This window comes from Rhodococcus sp. MS13 (assembly GCF_013277835.1).
Taxonomy (GTDB): Bacteria; Actinomycetota; Actinomycetes; order Mycobacteriales; family Mycobacteriaceae; genus Rhodococcus_F; species Rhodococcus_F erythropolis.
Genome location: NZ_VBTL01000004.1, coordinates 222838 through 248191 on the forward strand (window position 1 = coordinate 222838; position 25354 = coordinate 248191).

24 protein-coding genes are annotated in these 25354 nt (G+C 61.4%); 12 read left to right on the forward strand and 12 right to left on the reverse strand.

What is annotated here, in order from left to right; all coding sequences use genetic code 11:
* The first annotated feature begins 134 nt into the window (after positions 1–134).
* The 9 genes from FEZ59_RS09425 to FEZ59_RS09465 are packed head-to-tail and all read left to right on the forward strand — an operon-like array spanning position 135 to position 9109.
* Positions 135–587, forward strand: coding sequence for a MaoC family dehydratase N-terminal domain-containing protein (locus FEZ59_RS09425; protein ID WP_020970684.1), 453 nt, complete (start codon positions 135–137; stop codon positions 585–587).
* A 37-nt stretch (positions 588–624) separates the two neighbouring features.
* Complete coding sequence (locus FEZ59_RS09430) at positions 625–1428, forward strand: SDR family oxidoreductase (RefSeq protein ID WP_019745171.1); 804 nt, start codon at positions 625–627, stop codon at positions 1426–1428.
* Between the two features lie 30 nt (positions 1429–1458).
* Complete coding sequence (locus FEZ59_RS09435) at positions 1459–2586, forward strand: CaiB/BaiF CoA-transferase family protein (protein WP_019745172.1); 1128 nt, start codon at positions 1459–1461, stop codon at positions 2584–2586.
* Positions 2587–2605: 19 nt separating this feature from the next.
* Positions 2606–3409, forward strand: coding sequence for an SDR family oxidoreductase (locus tag FEZ59_RS09440; protein WP_020909006.1), 804 nt, complete (start codon positions 2606–2608; stop codon positions 3407–3409).
* Positions 3410–3439: 30 nt separating this feature from the next.
* Entirely contained in the window at positions 3440–4627 is a 1188-nt protein-coding gene (locus FEZ59_RS09445; protein ID WP_172932570.1) for a lipid-transfer protein, read from the forward strand.
* A gap of 1 nt (position 4628) precedes the next feature.
* On the forward strand, positions 4629–5009 hold the full coding sequence (locus FEZ59_RS09450) for a MaoC/PaaZ C-terminal domain-containing protein (RefSeq protein ID WP_042952859.1): 381 nt from the start codon (positions 4629–4631) through the stop codon (positions 5007–5009).
* A 24-nt stretch (positions 5010–5033) separates the two neighbouring features.
* The gene (locus FEZ59_RS09455; protein WP_020909009.1) at positions 5034–6191 is read left to right on the forward strand and encodes an acyl-CoA dehydrogenase family protein; all 1158 of its coding nucleotides are present in this window, start codon (positions 5034–5036) and stop codon (positions 6189–6191) included.
* A 49-nt stretch (positions 6192–6240) separates the two neighbouring features.
* On the forward strand, positions 6241–7407 hold the full coding sequence (locus tag FEZ59_RS09460; protein ID WP_172932571.1) for a thiolase family protein: 1167 nt from the start codon (positions 6241–6243) through the stop codon (positions 7405–7407).
* A 31-nt stretch (positions 7408–7438) separates the two neighbouring features.
* The gene (locus FEZ59_RS09465) at positions 7439–9109 is read left to right on the forward strand and encodes a class I adenylate-forming enzyme family protein (protein ID WP_134999071.1); all 1671 of its coding nucleotides are present in this window, start codon (positions 7439–7441) and stop codon (positions 9107–9109) included.
* 83 nt (positions 9110–9192) lie between these two features.
* Here FEZ59_RS09465 and FEZ59_RS09470 read toward each other — a convergent pair whose 3' ends face one another.
* The 5 genes from FEZ59_RS09470 to FEZ59_RS09490 form a co-directional block, all read right to left on the reverse strand.
* The gene (locus FEZ59_RS09470; RefSeq protein WP_172932572.1) at positions 9193–9840 is read right to left on the reverse strand and encodes a GntR family transcriptional regulator; all 648 of its coding nucleotides are present in this window, start codon (positions 9838–9840) and stop codon (positions 9193–9195) included.
* A 28-nt stretch (positions 9841–9868) separates the two neighbouring features.
* Entirely contained in the window at positions 9869–10636 is a 768-nt protein-coding gene (locus FEZ59_RS09475) for an enoyl-CoA hydratase/isomerase family protein (protein ID WP_070386426.1), read from the reverse strand.
* A complete protein-coding gene (locus tag FEZ59_RS09480; protein WP_020909014.1) occupies positions 10633–11703 on the reverse strand; it encodes an acyl-CoA dehydrogenase in 1071 nt (356 codons plus the stop codon). Before FEZ59_RS09480 ends, FEZ59_RS09475 begins: the two co-directional genes overlap by 4 nt.
* Positions 11700–12827 carry an acyl-CoA dehydrogenase family protein gene (locus FEZ59_RS09485; RefSeq protein ID WP_046379231.1) on the reverse strand — a complete coding sequence of 376 codons (1128 nt, stop codon included), beginning with the start codon at positions 12825–12827 and terminating at the stop codon, positions 11700–11702. The genes FEZ59_RS09480 and FEZ59_RS09485 overlap by 4 nt, the downstream gene beginning before the upstream one ends.
* Before the next feature lie 111 nt (positions 12828–12938).
* Positions 12939–14087 carry a TetR/AcrR family transcriptional regulator gene (locus tag FEZ59_RS09490; RefSeq protein WP_242459767.1) on the reverse strand — a complete coding sequence of 383 codons (1149 nt, stop codon included), beginning with the start codon at positions 14085–14087 and terminating at the stop codon, positions 12939–12941.
* 219 nt (positions 14088–14306) lie between these two features.
* Between FEZ59_RS09490 and FEZ59_RS09495 the strand changes: the two genes are divergently transcribed.
* Positions 14307–15464 (forward strand): acyl-CoA dehydrogenase family protein, encoded by a 1158-nt coding sequence (locus FEZ59_RS09495; RefSeq protein WP_060938042.1) that lies wholly within the window; start codon positions 14307–14309, stop codon positions 15462–15464.
* 64 nt (positions 15465–15528) lie between these two features.
* Here the strand turns inward: FEZ59_RS09495 and FEZ59_RS09500 are convergent, their stop codons facing one another.
* Positions 15529–16974: an aldehyde dehydrogenase gene (locus tag FEZ59_RS09500; protein WP_172932573.1), complete on the reverse strand. Its 1446-nt coding sequence runs from the start codon at positions 16972–16974 to the stop codon at positions 15529–15531.
* Positions 16975–17158: 184 nt separating this feature from the next.
* On the opposite strand from FEZ59_RS09500, the gene FEZ59_RS09505 reads away from it, so the two are divergent.
* Positions 17159–18112 (forward strand): TauD/TfdA family dioxygenase, encoded by a 954-nt coding sequence (locus FEZ59_RS09505; RefSeq protein ID WP_081098297.1) that lies wholly within the window; start codon positions 17159–17161, stop codon positions 18110–18112.
* 10 nt (positions 18113–18122) lie between these two features.
* On the opposite strand, the gene FEZ59_RS09510 is transcribed toward FEZ59_RS09505, so the two are convergent.
* Positions 18123–18677 carry a helix-turn-helix domain-containing protein gene (locus FEZ59_RS09510; protein WP_019745187.1) on the reverse strand — a complete coding sequence of 185 codons (555 nt, stop codon included), beginning with the start codon at positions 18675–18677 and terminating at the stop codon, positions 18123–18125.
* A 185-nt stretch (positions 18678–18862) separates the two neighbouring features.
* Between FEZ59_RS09510 and FEZ59_RS09515 the strand changes: the two genes are divergently transcribed.
* Entirely contained in the window at positions 18863–20086 is a 1224-nt protein-coding gene (locus FEZ59_RS09515; protein ID WP_172932574.1) for a cytochrome P450, read from the forward strand.
* 6 nt (positions 20087–20092) lie between these two features.
* On the opposite strand, the gene FEZ59_RS09520 is transcribed toward FEZ59_RS09515, so the two are convergent.
* The 5 genes from FEZ59_RS09520 to FEZ59_RS09540 all read right to left on the reverse strand — a co-directional run bounded on the left by FEZ59_RS09520 (position 20093) and on the right by FEZ59_RS09540 (position 25345).
* The gene (locus tag FEZ59_RS09520) at positions 20093–21481 is read right to left on the reverse strand and encodes a lipase family protein (RefSeq protein WP_019745189.1); all 1389 of its coding nucleotides are present in this window, start codon (positions 21479–21481) and stop codon (positions 20093–20095) included.
* Entirely contained in the window at positions 21478–22761 is a 1284-nt protein-coding gene (locus tag FEZ59_RS09525) for a hypothetical protein (protein ID WP_019745190.1), read from the reverse strand. Before FEZ59_RS09525 ends, FEZ59_RS09520 begins: the two co-directional genes overlap by 4 nt.
* 295 nt (positions 22762–23056) lie before the next feature.
* Positions 23057–24130, reverse strand: coding sequence for a hypothetical protein (locus tag FEZ59_RS09530; protein WP_242459768.1), 1074 nt, complete (start codon positions 24128–24130; stop codon positions 23057–23059).
* 1 nt (position 24131) lies between these two features.
* Positions 24132–24731: a signal peptidase I gene (locus tag FEZ59_RS09535; protein ID WP_020909024.1), complete on the reverse strand. Its 600-nt coding sequence runs from the start codon at positions 24729–24731 to the stop codon at positions 24132–24134.
* Between the two features lie 8 nt (positions 24732–24739).
* Positions 24740–25345: a SipW-dependent-type signal peptide-containing protein gene (locus FEZ59_RS09540; RefSeq protein ID WP_019745193.1), complete on the reverse strand. Its 606-nt coding sequence runs from the start codon at positions 25343–25345 to the stop codon at positions 24740–24742.
* Positions 25346–25354 lie beyond the last annotated feature (9 nt).

Here is a 25354-nt window from a genome sequence, read left to right on the forward strand (position 1 = left end):
CCATCACTCGGATTAGGTTCTCAGACTCCTTGACAACTGCACATATCTGGGTCAAAGTGAATATGCGCTAACCGCGATTCGAAACTCATTCATCAGATGGCGGACACTTTCGCCCAGATTCCGAGGAGTTTGTCATGACCAGCCTCGACGCCGGGGTCATCGGCACCCGAATTCCCGAGCACTCGGTGGAGGTCGAGCGCGGGCGACTCGCCTTCTTTGCCCGCGCCACCGGACAGGACGACCCGATCTACACCGACCGGAGCGCCGCCGAACAGGCCGGACACCGCGACATCCCTGTCCCACCGACGTTCTTGTTCTGCCTCGACATGGAGCGACCGAATCCCTCCACCTTCTACGCGGATCTCGGAATCGACATCCGGACGATCCTGCACGGCGAGCAGGAGTTCACCTACCTGAAGACCGCGTATGCAGGTGACACTCTCCTTTTCTCCACTTCGGTCACGGATTGCTACGCGAAAAAGGCTGGTGCACTGCAGTTTCTGGTCCGTACCACCGAGGTGACACGCGAGGGGCAACCGATTGCGACCCTCCGCTCCACCACGGTCATCCGTGATCCTCGAGCTTGACGACACTCATTCCACCTAGACTGCAAGGACATCGAACATGGGCACTCTCGACGGCAAGGTCGCCATCGTCTCCGGTTCCGGCCGCGGAATCGGTCGCGACATCGCACTCCGCCTCGCTTCCGAAGGCGCATCCGTAGTGGTCAACGACCTCGATCCCGAACCGGCCCACGAAACGGTCGAAGACATCAAGGCTGCAGGCGGACACGCAATCGCCTGCGTCGGATCCGTGACGGACGCCGATTTCGCCGAGCGTTTCGTCGGCACCGCGATCGATGCGTTCGACGGACTCGACATCATCGTCAACAACGCGGGATTCACCTGGGACACCGTCATCCAGAAGATGACCGACGAGCAGTGGGACACCATTCTCGACGTCCACCTCAAGGCACCTTTCCGTATTCTTCGGGCCGCCCAGCCGTACATCAAGGCCAACCCCACCGACTACCACCGCAAGGTCGTCAACGTCTCCTCGGTGGCCGGCCTCTACGGAAACCCCGGACAGTCCAACTACGCAGCCGCTAAGGCCGGAATCGTCGGACTGACAAAGACTCTCGCCAAGGAATGGGGACGCTACAAGGTCAACGTCAATGCGGTTGCCTACGGGTTCATCCTCACCCGCATGACCGAAGCAGTTGCCGGCGACGATTCGTTTGTCGAGATCGGCGGCCGCAAGATCAAGGCCGGTGTCAGCGCGGCCGTCATGGAACGAGTCAAGACGTCCAACCCACTCGGTCGCCCGGGTACTCCCGCAGAGGCTGCCGGCGCCGTGTACGTGCTCTGCACGCAGGACACCGACTACGTCAGTGGGCAGTGCCTGACCGTCGATGCCGGCTCGCGTTAGTCTCCCTACCAGCGAAAGATGTCTATTTCCATGACGATTGACGCCAGTCCCAGCGGTCCGCTCGCCGGCCTTCGTGTCGTCGAACTCGGCGGTATCGGGCCAGGCCCGTTCTGCGGCATGCTACTTGCCGATCAAGGCGCTGACGTGATTCGGATCGACCGAAGCACCGAGGCCGGAAAGCAGTCCGGACATCCTGTGCTGCATCGCAACCGGCGTTCGGTTGCTCTTGATCTCAAGGATCCTCACGACGTCGACACCGTCTTGAAGATCATCGACACCGCCGACGCGGTAATCGAGGGCTTCCGGCCGGGAGTCACCGAGCGTTTGGGGCTCGGCCCGGACACCTGCCTCGCCAGGAACCCGAAGCTCGTGTACGGCCGGATGACCGGGTGGGGCCAGAATGGGCCGTTGGCACAGGAACCGGGCCACGATCTCAACTACATTGCCCTGACCGGCGCACTCGGGGCCATGGGAGCCCCCGGGGAGGTCCCTCCGGTTCCGCTGAATCTGGTCGGAGACATGGGCGGTGGCGGAATGCTGCTGGCACTCGGCATCACAACCGCAATGTTGCGCGCACGAATCGACGGCCGCGGACAAGTGGTCGACGCGGCGATGACCGACGGCACCGCCGTGCAGCTGGCATTGATCCACGGACTACTCGCGCGAGATCGCTGGGTGGACGAGCGCGCATCCAACATGTTCGACGGCGGCGCTCCCTTCTACCGGAACTATCGTTGCGCCGACGGTGGATTCATGGCGGTGGGTTGCGTGGAGCCACAGTTCTATGCCGCAACCATGAGAGTGCTCGGACTGACCGAAGATCCACTGTTCGCACAGCAGCACAACAGAGAAGCATGGACGGCAATGGCGGACCGGCTTGCCGATCTCTTCGCGACCCGTACCCGCGACGAATGGGACGCTGCATTCGACATGCAGGGCGCCTGCGTCTCCCCGGTATTGAACTTCGACGAAGCAGCGGTACACCCGCACAATGCCTTCCGAGCGACATTCGGAAAACTCGGCGACGGTCACATCCAACCGAATCCCGCTCCGCGTTACTCCGATACACCGGCCGACGACCCGCGTCCCGCACCCGTCATCGGCCGACACACCGACGAAGTGCTCGCCGAAATCGGCGTAGTCACTGCCGCAAGCTGAAAACGAAAAGGATCGCATCATGGGAACACTCGACGGCAAAGTTGCCATCGTCTCTGGCTCGGGACGCGGGATCGGCCGTGAAATCGCTCTCAAGCTCGCTTCCGAAGGCGCCTCGGTAGTGGTCAACGACCTCGATCCCGAACCTGCCGCTCAGACCGAGCGCGATATCAAAGCCACAGGTGGACAGGCTGTCTCGTGCGTCGGCTCCGTTGCCGAGGAGGGGTTCGCCGAACGCTTCGTGAACACTGCAGTCGAATCATTCGGCGGACTCGACGTCATCGTCAACAACGCGGGATACACCTGGGACAGCGTGATCCAGAAAATGACCGACGAGCAGTGGGACACCATCCTCGACGTCAACCTCAAGGCGCCGTTCCGGATCCTGCGTGCCGCCCAGCCGTACATCAAGGCCAATCCCACCGACTACCACCGCAAGGTCGTCAACATCTCCTCCACTTCGGGTGTCTTCGGCAATGCAGGACAATCCAATTACGGTAGCGCGAAAGCCGGCATCGTCGGTCTCACCAAAACGCTGGCCAAGGAGTGGGGCCGCTACAAGGTCAATGTCAACGCGGTTGCATTCGGCTTCGTCGTCACCCGAATGACCGAGGTGACAGCCGATTCCGACACCAAGATCACGATCGACGGTCGCGACATTCGTGTCGGAGTCAATCCCGACCGCATGGCAGCCATGGCAACCACCATCCCCTTCGGTCGAGGTGCGACTCCGGTGGAAGCCGCGGGTGCCGTATACCTGCTCTGCACACCGGAATCCGACTACGTCAACAGCCAGTGCCTGGTTGTCGACGGCGGACGAGTCTGATACCGCTCCCCTCGATCATTCGGAGAAATGATGAGCCGTAAAGCATTTGTAGCCGGGGTCGGCATGATCCCTTTCACCAAGCCAGGTAAGAGCGACGGCTACGACGTCATGGGAGCAGGCGCGGCCACCGCGGCACTCGAGGACGCAGGCCTCGAGTACTCGAAGGTTCAGCAGGCCTACGTCGGGTATGTGTACGGCGATTCCACCAGTGGCCAGCGCGCGCTGTACAACCTCGGCGAGACCGGCATCCCGGTGATCAACGTCAACAACAACTGCGCCACCGGTTCGACTGCGCTCTGGCTGGCCCGCCAGGCAGTCGAGAGCGGCGCGGTGGAATGTGCTCTGGCGCTCGGCTTCGAACAGATGCAACCCGGCGCCCTCAAGGGTGCCTGGACGGACCGCCCACGCCCCCTCGGTCGCTTCGACGAGGTACTAGAGGCCGCCGCCGGGATCGACGCATCAGTTCCGCGGGCTGCGCAGTACTTCGGTGTGGCGGGTATGGAATACATGGAGAAGTTCGGTATGAAGGCCGAAACGTTCGCCAAGATTCAGGTGAAGGCACGCAAGCACTCGGCCGACAACCCGTACGCGGTGTTCCGCACACAACTCACCGAAGAAGAAGTGCTGGCAGCGCCGACGCTCTTCGGACCCGTCACGCGGTATCAGGCCTGCCCACCCACGTGTGGCGCCGCGGCAGCGATCATCTGCACCGAAGAATTCGCCCGCGCCAACGGACTTCGTACAGACGTCGCGATCAAGGCGCAGTCGATGACTTCCGATCTACCCAGCACCTTCGACGAAGGAAGCATGATGAAGGCCGTCGGCTACGACGTCACCGCCTCGGCCGCTCGTAACGTTTACGAGGCCTCGGGCGTCGACCCCCGCGATATCAAGGTCGTCGAACTTCACGACTGCTTCACGGTGAACGAGGTGCTCTGCTACGAAGCTCTCGGACTCGTGGAAGAGGGCGGCGCCGAGCAGTTCATCCTCAGCGGCGACAACACCTACGGCGGACGAGTGGTGGTCAACCCGTCCGGCGGCCTTCTGTCCAAGGGCCACCCACTCGGCGCCACCGGCCTCGCCCAATGCGCAGAGTTGGTATGGCAGCTTCGTGGCGACGCCGGTCCACGTCAGGTGGACGGTGCAACCCTCGCGCTGCAGCACAACCTCGGCCTCGGCGGTGCCGGAGTCGTCACCCTCTACGAAAAGGTGAGCTGAGTTGAATACCGGAGACATCCTGGACCTGACGGTCCCGAAGATCACACGCACCGCACTCGCTCTGTACGCCGGCGCTTCGGGAGACCACAATCCCGTCCACATCGACATGGATGCCTGTGCAGCAGTTGGTATCCCCGACGTCTTCGCCCACGGCATGTTGTCCATGGCGTACCTCGGACGACTACTCACCGATCACTACGAGCAGGAGCGCATCCGTTCCTTCTCGGTCAGGTTCTCAGCGATCACCCCGGTGAACTCGACGCCACGGTGCACCGGGACGGTCGTCAAGGTCGAAGACGGCCTCGGTCACCTCGACCTCACCATGACGCTGCCCGACGGCACCGTGACACTGCGCGGTTCCGCAGTCGTCGCGGTCAACTAACCCTCCACGAGAAAGCAGGACGAGATGAAGCGCAACCTCTTCACCCAGGAGCACGAGGATTTCCGCGAGACGATCCGCACGTTCATCGCGAAGGAAGTCACTCCGTTCTACGCAGACTGGGAACGCGACAACCGCGTCCCACGCGAGTTGTTCCACAAACTCGGCGATCTCGGTGTCATGGGTTTCGACATCCCCGAGGAATACGGCGGAACCGGCACGATCAGCTACAAGTTCCAGGCCGTGATGGACGAGGAAACCTCGCGCGCTGCAGTCAGCTTCGGCCACTACACGGTCAGTACCGGAATCGTCCTGCCGTACCTCCTGCGTCTGGCGAACGAAGAGCAGAAGCAGCGTTGGCTCCCCTCGATCGCCACGGGTGAGAAGACGCTGTGCATCGCCATGACCGAGCCCGGTACCGGATCAGATCTGGCCGGCATCCGCACCACTGCCAAGCTCTCCGACGACGGCACTCACTACATCCTCAACGGAGCGAAGACCTTCATCACCGGTGCGGTGAATTCCGAACTGTGCGTGGTGGTTGCACGCACGTCCGCGCCCGCAGAGGACGATCGACGCTTCGGGCTGAGCCTGATGGTGGTTCCCACCGACGCACCCGGCTTCGAATACGGTCGCAAACTCGAGAAGCTCGGCCTGCGCGCCAGTGACACCAGCGAACTTTCGTTCACCGACGTCAAGGTTCCGGTTGCCGATCTCCTCGGAGAGCAGGACAAGGGCTTCTCGTACCTGGGGCAGAACCTGCCGCGAGAGCGCCTCTCGATCGGCAGTCGTGGTGTGGCATCTGCCCGGGCTGCAATCGAATTCGCGAAGGCCTACGTCCAGGAACGCCAGGTGTTCGGCAAGCCCGTCGCGGCGTTCCAGAACACCAAGTTCGTTCTCGCGGAGTGCTCTGCCGAGGTCGAGGCCGCGCAGGCACTCGCCGATCGAGGCATCGAACTCGACGACTCAGGCGAACTCACCGCCGCCGACGCAGCGCGCATCAAGCTGTTCGGTACCGAGGTCGCCGCGCGCGTCATCGACAAGTGCCTGCAATTACACGGCGGATACGGCTACATGCTCGAGTACCCGATCGCACGTTTGTACGCAGACACTCGGGTGAGCCGTATCTACGGCGGTACAAGTGAAGTCATGAAGACGATCATCGCCAAGGACATGGGTCTGTAGAGACCGGATCCAGATCTTCCCAGTCACACGAACGATCGAAGGAGTTCCCATGCGTGACGCAGTCGTCGTCGACGCCGTCCGAACCGCAGTCGGTAAACGAAACGGTGCACTTTCCCGAATGCATGCAGTCTCGCTGTCTGCACATGTTCTCGAGGCCTTGGCCGATCGAGTCGATCTCGATCCGGCGCTCGTGGACGACGTGATCTGGGGTTGCGTCGGCACGCTCGGGATGCAGTCCGGGTGCATCGCCCGGTCTTCGGTCCTGGCGGCCGGTTGGCCCGAACATGTGCCAGGGGTAACCGTCGATCGCCAGTGCGGATCGTCCCAACAGGCAGTTCACCAGGCGGCCGCCGGCGTGATCTCCGGCCAGTACGATGTCGCAATCGCGGGCGGCGTCGAGATGATGAGCACCGTACCGATGGGCTCCGCACGTGCCGACGCACGTTTCGGTGAGCCGCACGGGCCGCTTGTCTGGGAGCGCTACAACGGTATTCGTTTCAACCAGGGTATGGGCGCCCAGATGATTGCCGAAAAGTACGGCATCTCGCGGGCCGAACTGGATCAGCATGCGCTGGATTCGCACGAGCGCGCCGCCGCCGCGATCGACGAAGGTCGTTTCAAGGATCAGATCACTGCTGTGACGGTGACCGACGCCGACGGCCGCAGCAGTGTCTTCGAGAAGGACGAGGGGGTGCGTCGCGGTGGCACTCTCGAGAAGCTCGGATCGCTCAAACCTGCTTTCTCCGAAGACGGCTCGATCACTGCCGGCAATTCGTCGCAGATCTCCGACGGTTCCGCCGCGCTGCTCGTGACCACCAGCGAGTTCGCGAAATCTCGAGGTTGGGCACCCATCGCACGTATTCACACCGCGGTGGTCACCGGTACGGATCCTGTCACCATGCTCGAGGGTCCCATTCCGGCTACGGCGAAAGCTCTTGCGAAGTCCGGTCTCTCGATCGGTGACATCGGTGCGTTCGAGATCAACGAAGCTTTCGCCTCGGTGTCGCTGGCCTGGCTCCGTGAGACCGGCGCCGATTACGAACGCATGAACCCAAACGGTGGCGCGATGGCATTGGGTCATCCGATCGGTGGTTCCGGCGCACGTCTGATGACCACTCTCGTACATCACATGAGAGAGAACGGCATCCACTACGGATTGCAGTCCATGTGTGAAGGCGGCGGAATGGCCAATGCCACGATTCTCGAGCTGATCTGAGATGACGGCTACAGAAATTCAGAGCCCTGACATGAGTTCGAGTTGGCCGCTCGGACTGCCACGCAGCTTGGAATATCCCGAATGCGGTGCCGACGCGATTCTGGCCGGAGCGGCCCGCTCGTACCCCGAACGTCTCGCCCTCGTCGACGGCGACACGTCACTGACCTACTCGCAATTGCATGATCAAGCGCTGCGCGTAGCGCAGGGTCTGCGGGAGCGTGGTGTCCAGCCGGGTGACGCAGTGGGACTGCACATGCCGAACTCGATCTGGTTCATTGTCGCGTACTACGGCGCACTGTGCGCCGGAGCAGCAGTAGCTCCGATAAATCCGGCGCAGCCTGTGACCGAATTGAAGCGCCAGCTCGACGACGTCGACGCCAAGGTCGTATTCACCCATCCTATCTGTGCTGCAACGGCAATCGAGGCCAACACACTGTCCGCACCGCCTCGCATCCTGGTACTGGTTCCGGGAGTCGGCGCGCAGTCAGGCCATTGCGAAGGCCTCACCTCCATCACGGACCTCGCCTCGTCGAAACCATTGGCCGACTACCAGGTGGATCCCAACCTTGTTGCTCACCTGCAATTGACCGGCGGCACAACCGGAAAGTCCAAGGCCGTACGGGTACTTCACCGGAATCTCGTGGCCAACGTGCTCCAATCCGCCTGTTGGCGCTCCGGGCATCGAACCGAACTCGTCGACGGGGCACTTCTCGTTCGGCCGATCGAGGGCGCAGTCACGCGTTACTCCATCGTTCCGGGTGAAGGCGCGTCGATTTCGATCGCGCCTCTGTTCCACGGCCTCGGTCTGGTCAGTCACAACTTCACCACCTTGCTCGGTGGCACGGTGATACTAGGGACGCGCTTCGATCCGGACCGATTTCTCGCCGACGTCGACAAGTATCAGGTGACGTACATCGGCGGATCTCCCACGATGTACTACGCGTTGCTACGCGCACGGACTCTGCGTGAGCACGGTCTGGGTTCGGTTCGGATTCTCGGATCCGGAGCAGCCCCACTCGACACGACGGCGATCCGTACACTGCGAGAGGTCTTCCCGAACGCGCTCGTCACCGAAGGGTACGGGCTCAGCGAAGCAACAATGGGTCTGACCATGGGTTCACCGTGCGACGAACGCCCCACTCCGTTGGGAAGCGTCGGGCTCCCCTTCCCCGACACCGAGATCGAGATCCGCGACGAAGTCACCGAAGCCGTCCTGGCTACGGGTGAGACCGGGCAGATCTGGGCCCGCGGGCCACAGATCACCGACGGATACCACAACGAACCCGAACTCAGCGCCGGTCAGTTCATCGGCGGTTGGCTTCATACCGGAGACATGGGTTGGCGTGACGAGCATGGCAACCTGTTCATCGGCGGCCGCTCCAAGGACTTGATCATCTACAAGGGGTACAACGTCTACCCGCAACCGCTCGAAGAGTTGGTGTGCACGCACCCCGACGTACTGCAGGCGGCCGTGGTCGGCGCGCCCGACCAACTGGCCGGGGAGATTCCGGTGGCCTTCGTCGTGGTCAACCCGGAGTCGGTCGATCGCATCGAGCAGATTGCGACCGAGATCATGGATCACGTTGCCACGCAGGTTGCTCCGTACCAGAAGATACGCGAGGTATACGTACTCGACGAGCTACCGTCGACGCAGACCGGGAAGATCCGTAAGAACGAACTTCGCGACACTCTGGCGCCCTGAGCGTTCGGCCGTCCCACGACCACAGGTGCGCGGTATCCGAGAACCGGACGGATACCGCGCACCTGTTTGCTCTTCGTCCTCGCTCAGCGAGGTCGACTGCGACCCAGCCTTCGTACGACCAGATCTTCTGTAGCAGATCGATGTTCGTCGCTCGCCCGGATCAGTTCGGCCGAATCTTGATCGCGAACGGCCTGGAGAATCCGGCCGTGGTCCTCGGAAACCTTCCGACGCGACGACGGCTCGTGGATGTACAGGGCACGATAGAAGTCCGACATGTACCAGAGCCGATCCACTTCCTGCAGCACACGCTGCAGGGGCGAGTACGAGAACAGACGAAAGTGGAACTCGCGGTTGGCTTCCTGAAACTCTGGACCCTGCTCGCTCGGTTCCGCCTGGTCGACGTGCTCCTGGATTCGTTCCAACTCGGCGACGTCGACGCCACCGAGATCGATCGACGCCAGGATCTCCGTTTCGAGCAGACGTCGCATCAGGTAGAGCTCGGAAAGATCTTCGCTGCTGAATCTGGCGACGGTGTACCCAGTGTTGGACTTGTGTTCGAGGACGCCCTCTGCCTGCAAGGTCGAAAGTGCCTCACGGACCGGAATTCGGCTGACGTTCAACCGCTCGGCGAGCTCGCTTTGGTGGACTTTCTGTCCAGGCAGCAGCTCACCCGAGACGATCATCTGCCGGATCTGTTGCAGGCAGCGTTGCGCACCGGTTGGTTCCTTCACGGTGGATACGATAGTGGTCGCGTCGACTTCACCTCGCGTTGAACTGCGGTTGCACTCGTGCGAGGTTGGCCTCGATGCCGGCGACGCAGTCCTCGGTCCCCCACAGAACAACCTGCTCCGCCAACTCGCGCTCGAGAACAGTGGCAACCTCGTCCCGTAGCCCCGCGCGCAACGTCGCCTTCATGGAGCGGACGGCCAACGGTGCACTCGAGGCAATTTCGTGGGCGTACGCCAGTGCCTCTTGCCGAATGTTCGCATCTTCGGCCAATCGGTCCACCAAACCGAGTTCGTGCGCCTGTACGCCCGTCAGCCGCCGCGCCGTGTACAGCAGATCCGCTGCAGACTGCATCGAGACGATTCGGGGCAAGGTGACGCTGAGGCCGAATCCCTGGTGGAACCCCAACGCAGCGAAGTTCGCGTGCAACCGTGTCGACGGCCCGGCGATGCGGAAGTCCGCGGCGCAGGCGAGGCCGAGACCACCGCCCACCGCGGATCCCTGCACTGCCGCAATCACGGGAACCGGAATCTCGAACAGCCGCAACGCCTCGGTGTAGATCGCGCGCACCGTGTCGGCGCGATCGGGCCCCAGTCCACCCTCACCGAAGTTCGCGCCGGCACAGAAGTGTTTGCCCGCCGAGGCGAGAACTATCGCGCGAATGTCTCCACCGTTGACGAGACCGGCTGCCGCATCGGCGATCTGCTGCAGAATCTCCTGATCGAAGTAGTTGGCGGGCGGGCGTGAGAACTCGATGGTTCCGACGTGTCCGTCGATTTCCACGTGCACGGCATCGGTCATGACTTCAGCTCCAAGGTCGGTTGTGGGTCGGTGATCAAGCGCGGCAGGGAGGGCCTCGTCGCGACAGCACTTCCGAGTTGCGTTGCAAGCGCGATGTCGTCGCCGAACTCCGATCGCCAGGCATGCAGTCGTCGGGTGAGTTGTTGCAAGCGGTATTCGCGGGTCATGCCGATCGCACCGTGTGCCTGGTGGGCGGCGCGCACGCTCGCGAGCGCATTCTGCGAAACCACCAATTTGGTTGCACACACTTCGAAGTCGGCGTCGCGACGGGTTAGCGCGTGCGCCGTGCGATCCACGGCCAGTGTGGACATCGATGCCATCTGTGCGAGGGTGACGATGTGCTGCTGGACGGCTTGGAACTGCGCAATCGGCCTGCCGAACTGCACCCGCTCCGAAACGTAGCGACGGGTCAACGTCGACACCGACTCCATGGCTCCTGCCATCTGTACCGAGCGCAAGAAGGCACCGAGTCTACTGAGAATCCGGGCATCGACCGGGTTGTCACCGTCGACGGTGCGCGCTTCGGTGAACGTCAGACTCTGACGCGGTTGCCCTGCGAAATCCGTCCCGGACCCGATCTCGGCATCGGAGATGTCCAGAAGTACAACTCGATCACCGAGAACTGCCGCCAGCACTGATGCTGCGCTCCCCCATGGCACATCGTGAAAGGTTCCCGATACGTGGCCGTCGCCGATCCGACGCGCATCGTCGCGCTGCGATCCCGGGGCGACGGTTGCGATTCCGGAGGGCACCGGTAGCCCGGCCGCTGCTGCCAGCCTGCCCGCGAGGTAAGTCTCGGCGAGAGGCAACGGCGCAGCGTGCCTCGCAGCAGCGCGCTGCACAGTCACGGCGTCGAGGAGCGAGCCACCGGAACCACCAACAGATTCGGGAAGACCGACCAGCGGCAACCCCAGTTCCACTGCTGCGTTCCAAAGTTCGCTGGGAAGACCGTCGATCTCGGCCTGCGCCACCACTTCGGTGCCGGACTTCTCGGCGAAGAATTGCTCGACCATCGCTTCGAGGTCGGCGTCGAATGTGTACGCGTTGATCTCTGACCCCGAATTCATCGGTTCAACCCTTTCACGATCACGGTGCGGAGAATTTCGTTTGTGCCACCGCGAATCGACCACGACGGTGCCACCAGCACAGCCCGGGCGAGCAGTGACTCGTACGGGTCGTCGGATGCAAGGTCCGGAGCCCGGCCGAGGTGCCGTGCCACGGTGGCAACACAGTCCTGTTCGAAGCGTGTTGCCATTTCCTTGATCAGCGCGGCCTCCGTGACCGGCGAGCGACCCGCGTCGACCATTCGTGCAATGGACAGCGACATCCCACGAAAAGCCCAGCAGCGCGCGGCAATCGAGCCCAGATCGGCCAGGGCCGCGGGGCCGCCCTGCGCCGCCTGGTTGGCTGCCCAGTTCTCGAGGACCGGCATCAGCGACATCCAACGGTCGACGCCACCTCGCTCGAGTGCGAGTTCACCGGTGTTTTGTCCCCAGCCCGCTCCGACGTCGCCGAGGCGACGCGAGTCCGGCACGAAAACGTCCTGGAAAGACACCTCGCAGAAGTCCTCGCTTCCGTCGATGAACGGAATGGGTGAGACGGTCAGGCCATCGCTGTCGCGATCGACGATCAGCTGAGTGAGTCCGTTGTGCTTGTCTGCCGAGGTTCGAAGCAGGGCGAGTATGTGTGTGGCGTGGAAGGCACCGGTGGTCCAGATCTTGGTTCCGTTGACTTTCCATCCGCCCTCGACACATTCGGCGCGAGTTCTTACCGATGCCAGGTCCGAACCCGAGTCGGGTTCACTCATTCCGATCGAGAACGAGAACTCACCGTTCGCGATACCTGGCAGGAAGTGCCGCTTCTGTTCTTCCGTGCCGTTGGCTGCGATGCTCGGACCTGACTGTCTGTCTCCGATCCAGTGATAACCGACGGGTGCCCCGCGCGCGAGAAGTTCTTCCACGACGACCAATCGATCCACTGCCGACCGCCCGCCCCCGCCGTATTCCTTCGGCAGAGACATTCCGAGCCAGCCACGGCTACCGAGATCTCGCGAGAACTCCGGATCCACTGCCCCGGACATCCCGAGTCCGAGCGGGTAGCTACCGGGGGTGAGCCGCTCGTCGAGGTACTCCCGCACTTCTGCCTGAAGTTCGAGTTCCTCGATCGTCAGTTCTGTTGCGTCGAAACGCATGGACGTCTCCGATCAGTTGAATTCATCGACTAGGTTCTCAAGAAACATATACAAAAATGTATACCATCTTGAATGTGACTGTCCGCCAACAGTACCCGGCTACTCTCTCGACTAGCCGCCCAGCAGAACTGCGGAGCCGATCTCGAACAGGCGCTCAGGCAGGTCGTCACGACGACGTAGCCGGCCGATACGCACCGCGTTTTCCACAACGGTCAATGCGGCATTGACGGTTATTCTGGCCGTCGCGGGTTCGAGCCCCGGACGAACGTCGTCGAGCATCTTGACCCACAACGCGACGTACTCACGCTGATTCTGTTCGCACGTGCGGCGGAACTTGTCCGGCAATTGGTCGAGTTCACTGATCAACAGTCCGATCAGATGACGCTCGTTGATCGCGAAATCAATATGTGCCGCAAGCAATCCGGACAACGCATCCTCCGGTCCCGATGCGGCAGCGAGCGCCTGCGCAACACCGATCCGCCGCCGCTCACCACCTCGCGAAACCGCCGCGATCAGAAGGTCGATCTTGGCATCGAAGTGGTTGTACACATTGGGGCCCGTAGTTCCGGCAGCCTCACCGATGTCCTCGGTGTTGACCGCCTGGTACCCACGCTCGTCGAACAGACGAATTGCTTCGGTCAACAAGAGTTCACGCCTGGGCATCGCCAACGGAACGTGACCGGTCGGCGTCTCCACCTTCACCTCGGAGTGGCCGAGTTCCGTATGCACCGCCCGCTCCGCCAACTCCGCCAGCAGCAGTTCCATCTGACGTCTCGGCAGGGACACCCGATGCGAGGACACACTGTTGAAGACAGCGATGAGAGCCCAGGCGAGTAGATAGCTGTCTTCCTCGTCGAGTTCGGGGCGTTCCGTTCGGATCAGCGCAGCATCGCGTGCGGCGGCACTCTTGAGCGTCGCGCGCATTTCTTCCCGTTGCTCGTCGGGTAGGTAGCGGGCTTCGCGTTGCCACAGCAGCGAGAGCCCTCGACGACGAGATACCGAAACCGCAAGCTCGGCGATCATCGATTTCAGATCCTCGGACCCGGCGACCCGGTCGTAGAGCGATTCGATGCCCGCGTTGACCGCGGCGTAGAGAAGATCCGGCTTGTTCTTGAAGTGCCGATACAGGGCAGGCGCCGTGATTCCAACTCCCGCAGCCACCTGCGCAACGGACACGTTGTGATAGCCGTGCTCACGGAAAAGTTCACCAGCAGCAGCAAGTATCTGCTGCTTGCGGTCGTGGGGCCGACGTACGACCATCCTGACTCTCTCCTTCGCGACAACCGGAATTTCCGAACAAACCGGAATTCCGAACAACCAGTGTTGCATCGTCAAACACACGTCTATGAGTTATTATTCACTTATTGCCGGAAAACAACAGCTCATTCCGCAATTTTCTCTCAACATCTGGTTAGAGAACCTTACCTCACCTCAGAACCGGACACCTGACTTCAGGGTACCGAGCCCAAGGAGAATCACGTGCAACGAACCGTCTACAACAGCGATCACGATACGTTCCGTCACATGATTCGGACGTTCATCGCCCGTGAGGTCGTCCCACACTTCGCAGAATGGGAGGAAGCCGGCATGGTTCCCCGGTCACTGTATCGACAGTTGGGTGACCTCGGAATATTCGGAATCGAGCTACCCGAGGAATACGGCGGCGGCGGGGAGACGAGCTTCAAGTATCAGGCAGTGATCCGTGAGGAGACCGCACGGGCAGGGGTCACTTTCGGCGCCGACGTCGTCCACACGTGCCTCGTCCTTCCCTATCTGGTCGAGTACGGCAACGACGAACAGAAAGCTCGGTGGCTTCCCGGTTTCCTCTCCGGTGAACTGATGACCGCCATCGCGATGACGGAACCGGGCGCCGGTTCCGACCTTGCCGGGATCAAGACAACTGCGAAACTGTCCGGTGACGGCAGCCACTACGTGCTCAACGGATCCAAGACGTTCATCACCGGCGGAGTGCAGGCCGACTTGATTCTCGTGGTCGCCCGCACCAGTCCTGCAGGCGATGCGGACCGCCGCGCTGGTCTGTCGATTCTCTGCGTCGACACCACGTCGGAAGGCTTCAGCGTCGGTCGCAAGCTCGAGAAGTTGGGGCTGCGAGCGCAGGACACCGCAGAACTGTCGTTCACCGATGTCCGCGTGCCGATCGAGAACCTCCTCGGAGAGGAAGGTGCCGGGTTCGGCTACCTCACCCGAAATCTCGTCCGGGAACGACTCGGCGCCGCCGTGGGGTCTTACGCGAATGCGAGCGCAGCAATCGAGTTCGCGACCGCATACGTCAAGGAGCGCGAGGTCTTCGGCACCCCCGTGGCTCAGTTCCAGAACACGAAATTCGTCTTGGCAGAATGCTCGGCAGAAGTCGCGGCCGCGCAAGCTGCGGTCGACCGAGCACTCGATCTGGACGAGATCCGCGAGCTGACCGTCGCGGACGCCGCGAGGATCAAGCTCTTCTGTACTGAAATGGCCGGCCGCGTCATCGACAAGTGCCTGCAACTACACGGCGGATACGGCTACATGCGTGAATACCCGATCTCACGTCTGTATGCGGACACACGGGTCAACCGAATCTATGCGGGTTCGAGTGAAGTGATGAAGACGATCATCGCCAAGGACATTGGCATCTGACTCAAGCTGATTCGGCCCCACCTCGACAATCGAAGTGGGGCTGAATCTTTGTGATTTCGCCTGATCAAGCAGGGAGGAAGATGCTCTTGGCTTCGAGGTACGCTGCCAGACCTTCCGGGCCGAATTCGCGCCCCACTCCCGAATTCTTGTAACCGCCGAAGGGACCAACGACGTCGAATCGTTGGCAGTTGACCGAGAAGGTGCCGGTGCGAATCTGCCGTGCCACCTCGACGCCGTGCTCAGTGTCCGCGGTCCAGACTGCTCCGGAGAGTCCTAGATCGGAATCGTTGGCAATCGCGATTGCGTGGGCTTCGTCTTCGAAAGGAATCAGGCAGACGACCGGCCCGAAGATTTCCTCGCGAGCAATCCGCATGGAGTTGTCGACGTTGCCGAAGACCGTGGGTTCGACGTACCAGCCCGTCGAAAGCCCCTCCGGAACAGACCCTCCCGTCAAGATCTTCGCACCCTCTGCCTCGCCGATTCCGACATAGTCGAGCACTCGTCGCTGCTGCGCCGCACTTGTCATCGGGCCGATCACAGTCGCCGGATCGGTAGGATCGCCGACCTTCATCGCCGCGACTGCGGCAGCGAACTTCTCCGCGATCTCGTCATACCTGCTGACCGGCAACAAAATACGCGTCAGCGCGACGCAGGCTTGACCGCTGTTGGCGAACGATCCGGCCAAGATATTGGGCAGCGCCTGATCGACATCTGCGTCTTCGAGGACTATCGCAGCCGACTTGCCACCGAGTTCGAGGGTCACCCGCGTGAGATTCGCCGCCGCAGCGGTCATGATCGCCTTACCTGCTGCCACCGAACCGGTGAAGGCCACCTTGTCGATTCCGGGGTGGGCAACCAGATAAGCGCTCACGTCTCGTTCGGCAGGCAAGACGGTCAGCACTCCCTTTGGAAGCCCTGCCTGTGAACAGATCTCGGCCAGCAAGTTCGAATCGAGCGGTGTCTCCGGAGCCGGTTTCAAGATCACCGCGCATCCACTCAAGAGTGCCGGAGCAAGTTTCGCAGCGATCACCAACTGTGGCACGTTCCACGGAACGATTGCGGCCACGACACCCACCGGTTCGTGACGGATCAACATCGGGCCGCCGACGCCCGCACGCGACTCTTCGAACGGGAACTGCGCCGCAACGGCACACGCCGCGCCGTAGGCCGCAACGGCTCCCAACACCTGGGTGCGTATCGCCGAACTGGCCGGAGCACCGTTCTGCCGCGAGATCAGCGCTGCGAATTCCTCACTCCTGGCGAGGATCGCGTCCTTGATGCGAGTGACGACCGCGATGCGATCAGCAAGAGGTGTCTGTGTCCACTCCCCGGAATCGAATGCCACCCTCGCGATCTCCACTGCGCGGTCGACGTCCGCCGTCGACGCCGCTGGGACCGAACCGATCACGCGCTCCGTGTGCGGCGACATCACCTCGATGACTCCACTACCGGACGGCGTCACCCATTCACCGCCGATGAATAGTTCCGTGTACTCGACACGTGTTTCCATGCTCGTCCACTCCTAGGATTAGTGTTCAACGGATCAGTGTTTCGAACCATCGAATCTGCCGCAGACCATCAGATTCAGATCATAAAGTTAATTCTCAATAATGCAACCATGCTTTTCAATCACCCTTGACACATTTAAGGATATTGCCTTACCGTGGCGTAAGACCCCACCCGAACGAGTAAGGATGACGGACATGACGGCATTCGTGAGCGGACAGATCTATCCGATAGCAACCGATCCACTCGCCGCCTACGGGCCGCTCGTGGCCTCTCGCACCGCGGAGGGATTCGAAGTGTTGCCGTACACTCGTTTCACACTCACTCCGACGACGCCTACCATCGGTGCAGAAATCTCGGGAATCCAACTGAGCGGCCAACTCTCGGATGAGACGATGTCGGAACTTCGCCGAGCGCTACTCGAATGGAAAGTACTCTTCTTCCGCGATCAAACTATCGATCGCAGCGAACACCGAGATTTCGCGAGTCGATGGGGCTCACTGGAACAGCATCCGTTTTTCAAGTACACCCAACCCGGTCAAAGCGAAGCCGACATAGTCACACTTGCAAAAGATGCGATGACCGGCGGGGTCGAGAACAACTGGCACAACGACGTCAGTTGGCACGAATTCCCCTCGTTCGCAGCGGTATTGCGCGCAGTCGAGGTACCCCCGGTCGGAGGCGATACCTTGTGGGCCGATACCGGAGCGGCATACGAGCTACTCCCAGAGGGCATCAAAGAACGCATCGACCAGCTTGTTGCCGAGCATGATTGGATCAATTCGTTCGGCAAGCACATGGATCCGTCGACGGTGGCGAAGTTGCGTCCACAGTTCCCGGCGGTTCGACATCCGGTGGTGAGAGTGATTCCCGAGACCGGCCGAAAGGTTCTCTTCGTCAATCTCAGCTTCACCCAGAGGATCGTCGGGGTGTCCGAAGCCGAGTCCGACGAGCTACTCACCCTGCTCTACCGACACGTACATCGTCCCGAGTTCCAAGTACGACTCAAGTGGCGGACGAATACGATTGCATTCTGGGACAACCGAACTTGTCAGCACTACGCGGCCAGCGACTACTTCCCCGCCCGCAGAGTGATGGATCGAATCTCGATAGTCGGCGACAGACCCGTGGGCACTCGCTGACGCGGCAGCCTCAGGAGCTGACGAACGACTCGACCATCCGTCGTTCGTCTGCCCTGTCGGCCAGTGGCCACGCCAACAGCATCAACACGATCCGAACCACCCACTGCGACTGTTGACCTTCGGGATCCAATCCAGCAAGTTCGAGTGCAGTACGCGGTAGCAACGGAGAAGACACGAGATACTCGTCGATACCGTTGGCCCGCGCCGCCGCAAGGCCATGGCTCATGGCGGCGTCGGCTCTGATCGCGTCGACGGCGACGAGGATCGACTCCACGATCCGCTCGTCGCCGCGCAGTGATTCGACGGCAGCCGCAACCTGGCTCGCCACGGACGCCGCACCTCGCGACAACAACCCCTCACGGATCGCGGACTTGCCACCCACGTAGCGGTAGAGCGTCGCCCGCGAACAGCCTGCGCGCGAAGCGACGTCGTCGGCACTGAACCGATCGAATCCCTGTTCTCGAATCAGCTCTGCTGCAGCCGCGAAGATGCGCTCGGTTGCGAGTTCACGGCGGTTACCGCCGGCCAACCAGTCGGCGGCGCGGCGCTCGTTCACACCGGTCACTCTCCGTCACCTCGTCTCATCTCGAGACAGATTGAATCAGAAATCTCAACGCTACGGAAGGCCGCGAGCCTCTGACCTGGGAGAAGTACGAGGGGGTTGAAGTGCGTGAGATTTTCTCAAAATGCCAGTTCAGAGGCATTTCCCACCTGTTGACTTCTCCTCGACGGCCGTGAAATCTTCCATTCGTGACACCACCGACGCTGGACATCAACCCCTTCCTCCCGTCGAATATCGACGACTCTTACCCGCTCTACGACGTACTCCGGCGCGAGCACCCCGTGTATCGAATACCCGATACCGACTTCTATCTGGTGTCGACGTGGGAACTTGTCACCGAAGCCGTTTCCCGTACCGAGGACTTCTCCTCCAACCTCACCGGCGTACTGGTTCGAACACCGGACGGATCGGCCGTGACGTTCGACATGAACGGCGGCGGGCAAGCCGTTCATGTCCTCGCGACCGCCGACGAACCCGACCATCAGCACCATCGCAAACTTGTCCTGCCGACACTGGTCGCCAAACGCATACGAGCACTCGAGCCGACGATGCTCGAGTACACGCAGCAGTTGTGGGACAACGGCTTCGACGGTCGACAGATCGAATGGGTCACGTCGGTAGCGGACACACTGCCGCTGCAGATGTTTGCCACACTGATCGGCCTGCCGGCACACGACGTCCCCCAATTGCTGGCGTGGTCTTACGACAGCACCGAACTTCTCAGCGGCATCGTGACGGCGGAACGGTTGACAGACGTCGTCACCTCGGCGGCCGAGCTCACCGGGTACCTCTACGGCAAGTTTCGTGAGGCGCGGACAAACCCGGTCGACGATCTACTCGGAGACCTCGTCCACTGCTGTGACGCAGGCGAACTCAGCGAAGACGTGGCCGTGCTGATGCTGGTGCAACTCGTCGGTGCGGGTGGCGAATCAACCGCCGGACTGATCGCCAACTCTGCACGGCTACTCGCCGAGCGCACCGAGATACAGACGCAGCTGCGCGAGGACCCTCTACTCGTGAGCGCATTCCTGGAGGAGACGCTCAGACTCGAGTCGCCTTTTCGCGGACACCACCGACATGTTAATGCGGACACAACACTCGGCGGTGTGGCGCTCCCCGCCGGCAGTCATCTCATACTGCTGTGGGGCTCGGCGAACCGCGACCCGGAGTCGTTCGCCGAGCCACACGCGATGAACCTCGACCGGGCCAATCTCCGAGCGCATTTCGCCTTCGGCAAGGGAGCACATTTCTGTGTCGGGGCCGCGCTGGCCAGACTGGAAGCAAAGACCGCCATCGGTGTACTTCTCGAAAACAGTTCGCATGTCACAGTCGATTCCGAATTCCCGCCACGTTGGGTCCCCAGCATGTTCGTACGCCGCCATCAGAGTTTGCGTCTCGCTGTCACCGGATAGTTTCACTCAGTTGTCGAAATTGTGGGCAATCCAATCGATTGTCTGCATTCCGAACAGGTCTGTCCCCCAACCGTATGGATCCGCGAATGCGCGATCCATACTGCAGTCGGTGGGCTGATAGCTCACGTCCGTCCCTCGGCTTCTGTACGTGTCCGCCAGTTCTCGCGCATCAGCTGCCGGTACAAGTGACATCGGGGAGTCGTCCTTTGCGCACGAAGTTATCAATACCTTCGACGCCGGAGCGCCGTGGCCCAATACGTTGTCGTCGTACGCACGCTGGAAGCTGGGTTCTGTGATCGGATCGATTCCCGGCGCGAAAAGGCTTGCCAACGGTACGAACGGAAGCGTGAAGTACGCCGGCATCTGGCACTCACCCCGGTACACGTCGGCAATCACTCGGCCCACGGGATTGAGCTTGTCGTTCAACTTCATCTCGGGATACCACGGTTCGAGACCGAGGAGCGTCGCAAATCCGAAGCCCGCGCCGACCGAGGAATCTGTTGTCTCCATGAATGTTCGGGGCTTGATCACCATGCCCTCGAGGACTGTCGAGACGATATCGAGTTCCGGCGCGTAGGACTGCGCAGATTCTGCGGCGAATGCCGAACCGACTCCACCACCAGCGATTCCGAACAACGCAATCTCCGCCTCCGGATTCAGCTCGGAATCCTGCAGCTGAAATGCTGCGCGCACTGCATCCAACTGGGCGTGCCCGGCGAACTTACCCGCGAAGACACCGTGGGGATCACGGTCTCCGTTGTTCCCGACGTCGGAAATCACTACGGCATAGCCTTTTCCGAACATCAGCGCCAGTGGACCCAAGGCCGACCAGGAGGCGCCGTCCAGCGGATCGCCGCCGGTCCAGTGTGAACTCGGATGACAGTAGCCGCCGACGCTGTCGTTGGCCTCCTGATAGCTGATGATCTTCTTCTCCGACGCCGGCGTTCCGTCGATCGGGATCATCATGATTCCAGTGCTCACTACCGGCGTCGAACCGTCGATTCCGGTTGTGACATACATGATCTTGTAGGCGTCGAGCTGTCCCGGTTTGTATCCGGTGAACAGTACATCCACCTTCTTCGACTTCAGGAGATCACCGGGACGCTCGGCGCCGGTCAACACCGGCTCGTCGTAAAACGGATCATCGGCGGTGAGTGCAGTGAAGATCTCCTCTTCGGATGCGAACTCCCCTGAACTGAGAGCACCGACGGTGAACCCGTTGAATACCTCTCCCAGAGTTGGGGTGTCGGTCCGAAACTCCTCGGATACAGGAGTTTGCACGTCTTTCGGGACATCACTGTCCGGCACCTCAGCTCCAGCCGTTGCTGGCAGGACCAGCGCAACGGTCAGCGCCACCAGCGGCGCCAACCTTCGGAATGTGGCCGACGACATCACTGAACCGTCACTTTCAAACTGGAGAGGGCCGATTCGAGAGTTTGTGGGAGGGTCATCATCGGGCGGTGGCTCTCCAATTGAATTTCGTAGGGAACACTCAATGTGGCTACGAGCCGTGGCCAATCTTCTTCGACCATCGCTCGGTACTTCGGCAATAGCTGTGAGGTGATGTAGTCCCACCGGTCCTCGTACACCGACCAGTTCCAATCCGGCAGTGGCATCGTCACGTTCGCGGTGCGTCCGTCGGCAAGTGTCGTCGTGAACTCGAGGGGCCGGAACGAGCGAGGCGGGACCACGCCGGCGACCGAGGGCGAGCCGGCAACGGTCGATGCGTAGGTGATCGCTTCTCCCACATCACCTTTGTAGGCGCGCACGGTATCCCACTGGTCGCGGATGATCACCCCTTGCTCACGCTGGAGCAGCGCCGCGTTCCCCAGTGCAATTCGATCCGGATCGCCGGACGCGACATCACGCCAGGCGTCCATGACATCCTTGCCGAATAGTCCGGCACTCTGCATTTCCTCCAGTGCGGGAAGCCCTTCATCCACGTATGCCTGATGCATCGGCATCAGATCCGAGAAGATGTTCTTCTGCATCACCAGGATCATCCCCAGCGCATAATCCAAGTCGTCCGCAGTGACGTTCCTGCCCACCGCCGCGAGTGCGCGCAGCCCTGCCGGCAATTGGTTCAGCGCTTGCACGCCAACCTGATCCGTGACCTGAGAAACTATCGAATTGGCAACCTGCTGCAGATTCGGAAACGAGTACACGTCCGCCATCAGTTCGAAGTCGATCAATCCCCCGCCGAAGTCTGCGCCTACCTGTCCGCCCATGCCCGCCCACTGCAATTCCGGGTGACCGAGTTGCAGATCCTCGTAGAAGCGGTACGACTTCACCAGGTTCGTGCGATTAGCCGACACTCCGGCGCGCGGATTCCACGATGAGAGATCGATTCCGGCGGCTTCCGTGGCAGCGACCAATCGATACTGAAACAGCAAGGCCGCATAGGATTCCGGACTGCGACCACTGGCGCGGGCTTCTTCCACAAGGGCTTGCAAGGTGCCGAGATCAGTCGGCAAAGCGGGATGGACACCGCCCGGACCGTGTTCGGCATTCCGATTCACCAAAGGCAAATTCACGTACTCGTCCAGTTCGGACGCCGAGGCTGATGTCTGGACCGACAGCAACGCGGAAATCGCCAGCGCACATGCCGCCGTGGCTGCCAATACGTCGCGCGCCCAACGACGTCGCCGAACTACGGCCCCCAGGTTTAACCGCATATCGGTCCTCGTACTCAGGTCGGCAATCGCCCCGATCGATCACCGACACCAAACTTACTTTGCAGTAAGATAGCTCGAGACCTGAAGGAATACCAATTCCGTACGAGCACTCTTGGCACCTCTACACGTCGTTGCCACCTGCAGTTGCTTATCCCGTTCCCGAATCGCCGAAACCTCACCAGCCAGCGACCGGCCGGTTACCTGTTACCCGACACGATCAGAGCATGCGGATCCACGCCTGTGCCCCCGGGTCCGCAGACTCGGGGGCACAGGCGAGATATCGAGTGATCAGCCGCTACCCGAAGTCAGGCATGTTCTGCCCGCTGTCCTTGTAGAACTTCCACGTGCCGTCCTGCGGCGACTCCATGATGCGGTAGACCTCGGTTGCCCCGACAATCCACAACTGGCCGTCGTACCAGTGCAGAGTGGAACCCGATTCGACACGGCCACTTGCGAGTTCGTTGCCGTCGGCGTCGACCACTGCAACCTTGTTGCCACCCGCAGTCCAGCCGCCGGTGAGGCCGCCACTCTCGACTGTGTCCGTCAGAACCGGCTTCGGATCAGCCGAGGGAGTGGTCTCCGGCGACGTGGTTTCCGGGGTGGTCGGTGCCGGAGTTGTCGTGCTCGGTGCCGTCGTGGTCGTGGCCTCGGTTGTACTGGTCGGCTCGGTGGACGTTGTCGGATCGACGGTCTCGCTCGTGGACGGAGCTTGGGTAGTGGTCGTCTCCAACGCATCCGGCTCGTTCGGCACCATCGCTTCGGCCTGCATCCTGCTCAGAGGGTTCGCCCCGTTGGGTGCCGGTGTCGTCGGATTCCAGGTGGAGACGTTCTCCCATGCCTGGTTGGCCTTGTTTGTTCCGGTACTACCTTCGCACTCTGTGCGGTTGGAAACTACGTCTTTGTGCGACATCCCCTTGTTCGAAACTGTGTAACCTGACGATCTCGCCGGGCCATTAACCGTATACACCCGGGCATAGAGCCCGTCACCTCGCGGACTGACAGCTGTGATGCCGCTGATCTTCCGATCATTCGCAGCCTTCGAGAAAGGTCCTTGCCGGACCACACCACTACCGCGATCGACAAGCTCGACCACATAGCCTGTCGCACCTGGAACCTCAGCCCAGGTGATCTCTGCCCGATTAGCCGTCAAGTCGTACCAACGGTCAGGGTTTGTCGCGCAGGTCACTGACGAGGTCAGCGGAGTTGGATAGAAGTTGCCCGTCGCCACCTGTGCGCCGGTCGAATTGACCGCGTCAGTCGAATTGGCCAACGTCCCGGTGGTCTGAGCCAGGCCGAAAGCCATTGCAGCAGCGCCGCCGATGGCGATCAACGACCGCAGCGACTTCATGCGGGTGCTAGCCCGACGCATTTCAATCATTATGAGCCTCCTGAAGCTCCCCGCAGGTTTCGTCAGCATCGACGCGGGCGTCATTTGTAGTGGCGGCGCGGGCATTCTCCAGACGCCGGTCTTTAGTTCGTCCAAATGCGATGACCAGCACCGCGCCTACCAATCCGCCGCCGAGGAAAGTTGCGAGCGGACTGGAAAGCCAAGCAACGACATAGCCGAGCCCACCGACGCTGGCGAACACGCGGTCTGCCTCGGTAATGGTGTACGGCAGCCGATCAGCCACATTGTTGGCATCGCCCTTGAGCGTGGCGAGCACGGTGTCCGCTCCTGCCGATTCGAGTTCGACCACGCGGTGGGTGATACGCACGCCTTGGTCGTTGTCGACGCTGATCACGTCGCCGACAGCGAGTTCAGTTGCAGGCACGGTCTTCGCCAGCGCCAGCGCACCGGTGGAGATTGCAGGTTCCATCGAACCCGAGCGGAACACCAGTGGTTTGATCCCGAATATCAGGGACGCGAGAGTGGCGATAATGCAGATGAGCCCGGCGACCGCAGCCACATTCAGGGCAATTTCCTTGCCGCGACTGCGTCCCACGGTCACCTCCTCATCGGTGCTGTCCATCGCGATGATCACTGCCCCGTTGCGGTGAAGTTGAAGCCCAGATCGGCGATCTTGAACTGCTCCGTCTGACCTGCGGTCGAATCGACGGTCACCTTGATACACACCTGCTCCGAAACACCGGCAGCGAGTGATCTGCCGGAGACGAGTGTCGGGTTGCCGGAGAACGCTTGCTGCGTCCCGATGATCGGTCCTGAACAGGTACTGCCGTCGTTGGCACCGCTCTGATGTAGAGAAACCTTGAGCTTCCCGATCAGCGCGGACGAGCCGGTGGCCGTTGCCGATACTGCCCACTGGAAGTCGGCCGTTCCGGTGTTCTGAACCGTCAATGCCCCGGCCTCACTCTGGCCTGGCAGCATGCTGTTGCGCTTGAGTTCGGTGAATTGGTGTGCGGGCCGCTGGTTGTCGACTTTCAGCTGGACCGACGAAGTGCTGAACATGCCGGTGGTCGCGGTAGCGCTGTCGGACCACGCCGCCATCGTGCCGACCGCTCCGAGGCCCAGGACCATGCCGAGTGAGAGCACGGCCCGGGTACGTATCCAACCGGTCTCGCCCAGACGGCTTCGCATCCGCGCCCCGAGACGCGCGCCGCCGCCCGATTTCTGTTCTGTAGACATTCTGCTGTC

Bases quoted from the DNA above. Each gene is read 5' to 3' on its own strand.
- FEZ59_RS09425 (WP_020970684.1), top strand. From the start codon at position 135: ATGACCAGCCTCGACGCCGGGGTCATCGGCACCCGAATTCCCGAGCAC.
- FEZ59_RS09430 (WP_019745171.1), top strand. From the start codon at position 625: ATGGGCACTCTCGACGGCAAGGTCGCCATCGTCTCCGGTTCCGGCCGC.
- FEZ59_RS09435 (WP_019745172.1), top strand. From the start codon at position 1,459: ATGACGATTGACGCCAGTCCCAGCGGTCCGCTCGCCGGCCTTCGTGTC.
- FEZ59_RS09440 (WP_020909006.1), top strand. From the start codon at position 2,606: ATGGGAACACTCGACGGCAAAGTTGCCATCGTCTCTGGCTCGGGACGC.
- FEZ59_RS09445 (WP_172932570.1), top strand. From the start codon at position 3,440: ATGAGCCGTAAAGCATTTGTAGCCGGGGTCGGCATGATCCCTTTCACC.
- FEZ59_RS09455 (WP_020909009.1), top strand. From the start codon at position 5,034: ATGAAGCGCAACCTCTTCACCCAGGAGCACGAGGATTTCCGCGAGACG.
- FEZ59_RS09460 (WP_172932571.1), top strand. From the start codon at position 6,241: ATGCGTGACGCAGTCGTCGTCGACGCCGTCCGAACCGCAGTCGGTAAA.
- FEZ59_RS09465 (WP_134999071.1), top strand. From the start codon at position 7,439: ATGAGTTCGAGTTGGCCGCTCGGACTGCCACGCAGCTTGGAATATCCC.
- FEZ59_RS09475 (WP_070386426.1), bottom strand. From the start codon at position 10,636: ATGACCGATGCCGTGCACGTGGAAATCGACGGACACGTCGGAACCATC.
- FEZ59_RS09480 (WP_020909014.1), bottom strand. From the start codon at position 11,703: ATGAATTCGGGGTCAGAGATCAACGCGTACACATTCGACGCCGACCTC.
- FEZ59_RS09485 (WP_046379231.1), bottom strand. From the start codon at position 12,827: ATGCGTTTCGACGCAACAGAACTGACGATCGAGGAACTCGAACTTCAG.
- FEZ59_RS09490 (WP_242459767.1), bottom strand. From the start codon at position 14,087: ATGGTCGTACGTCGGCCCCACGACCGCAAGCAGCAGATACTTGCTGCT.
- FEZ59_RS09500 (WP_172932573.1), bottom strand. From the start codon at position 16,974: ATGGAAACACGTGTCGAGTACACGGAACTATTCATCGGCGGTGAATGG.
- FEZ59_RS09505 (WP_081098297.1), top strand. From the start codon at position 17,159: ATGACGGACATGACGGCATTCGTGAGCGGACAGATCTATCCGATAGCA.
- FEZ59_RS09525 (WP_019745190.1), bottom strand. From the start codon at position 22,761: ATGCGGTTAAACCTGGGGGCCGTAGTTCGGCGACGTCGTTGGGCGCGC.
- FEZ59_RS09530 (WP_242459768.1), bottom strand. From the start codon at position 24,130: ATGCGTCGGGCTAGCACCCGCATGAAGTCGCTGCGGTCGTTGATCGCC.
- FEZ59_RS09535 (WP_020909024.1), bottom strand. From the start codon at position 24,731: ATGGACAGCACCGATGAGGAGGTGACCGTGGGACGCAGTCGCGGCAAG.
- FEZ59_RS09540 (WP_019745193.1), bottom strand. From the start codon at position 25,345: ATGTCTACAGAACAGAAATCGGGCGGCGGCGCGCGTCTCGGGGCGCGG.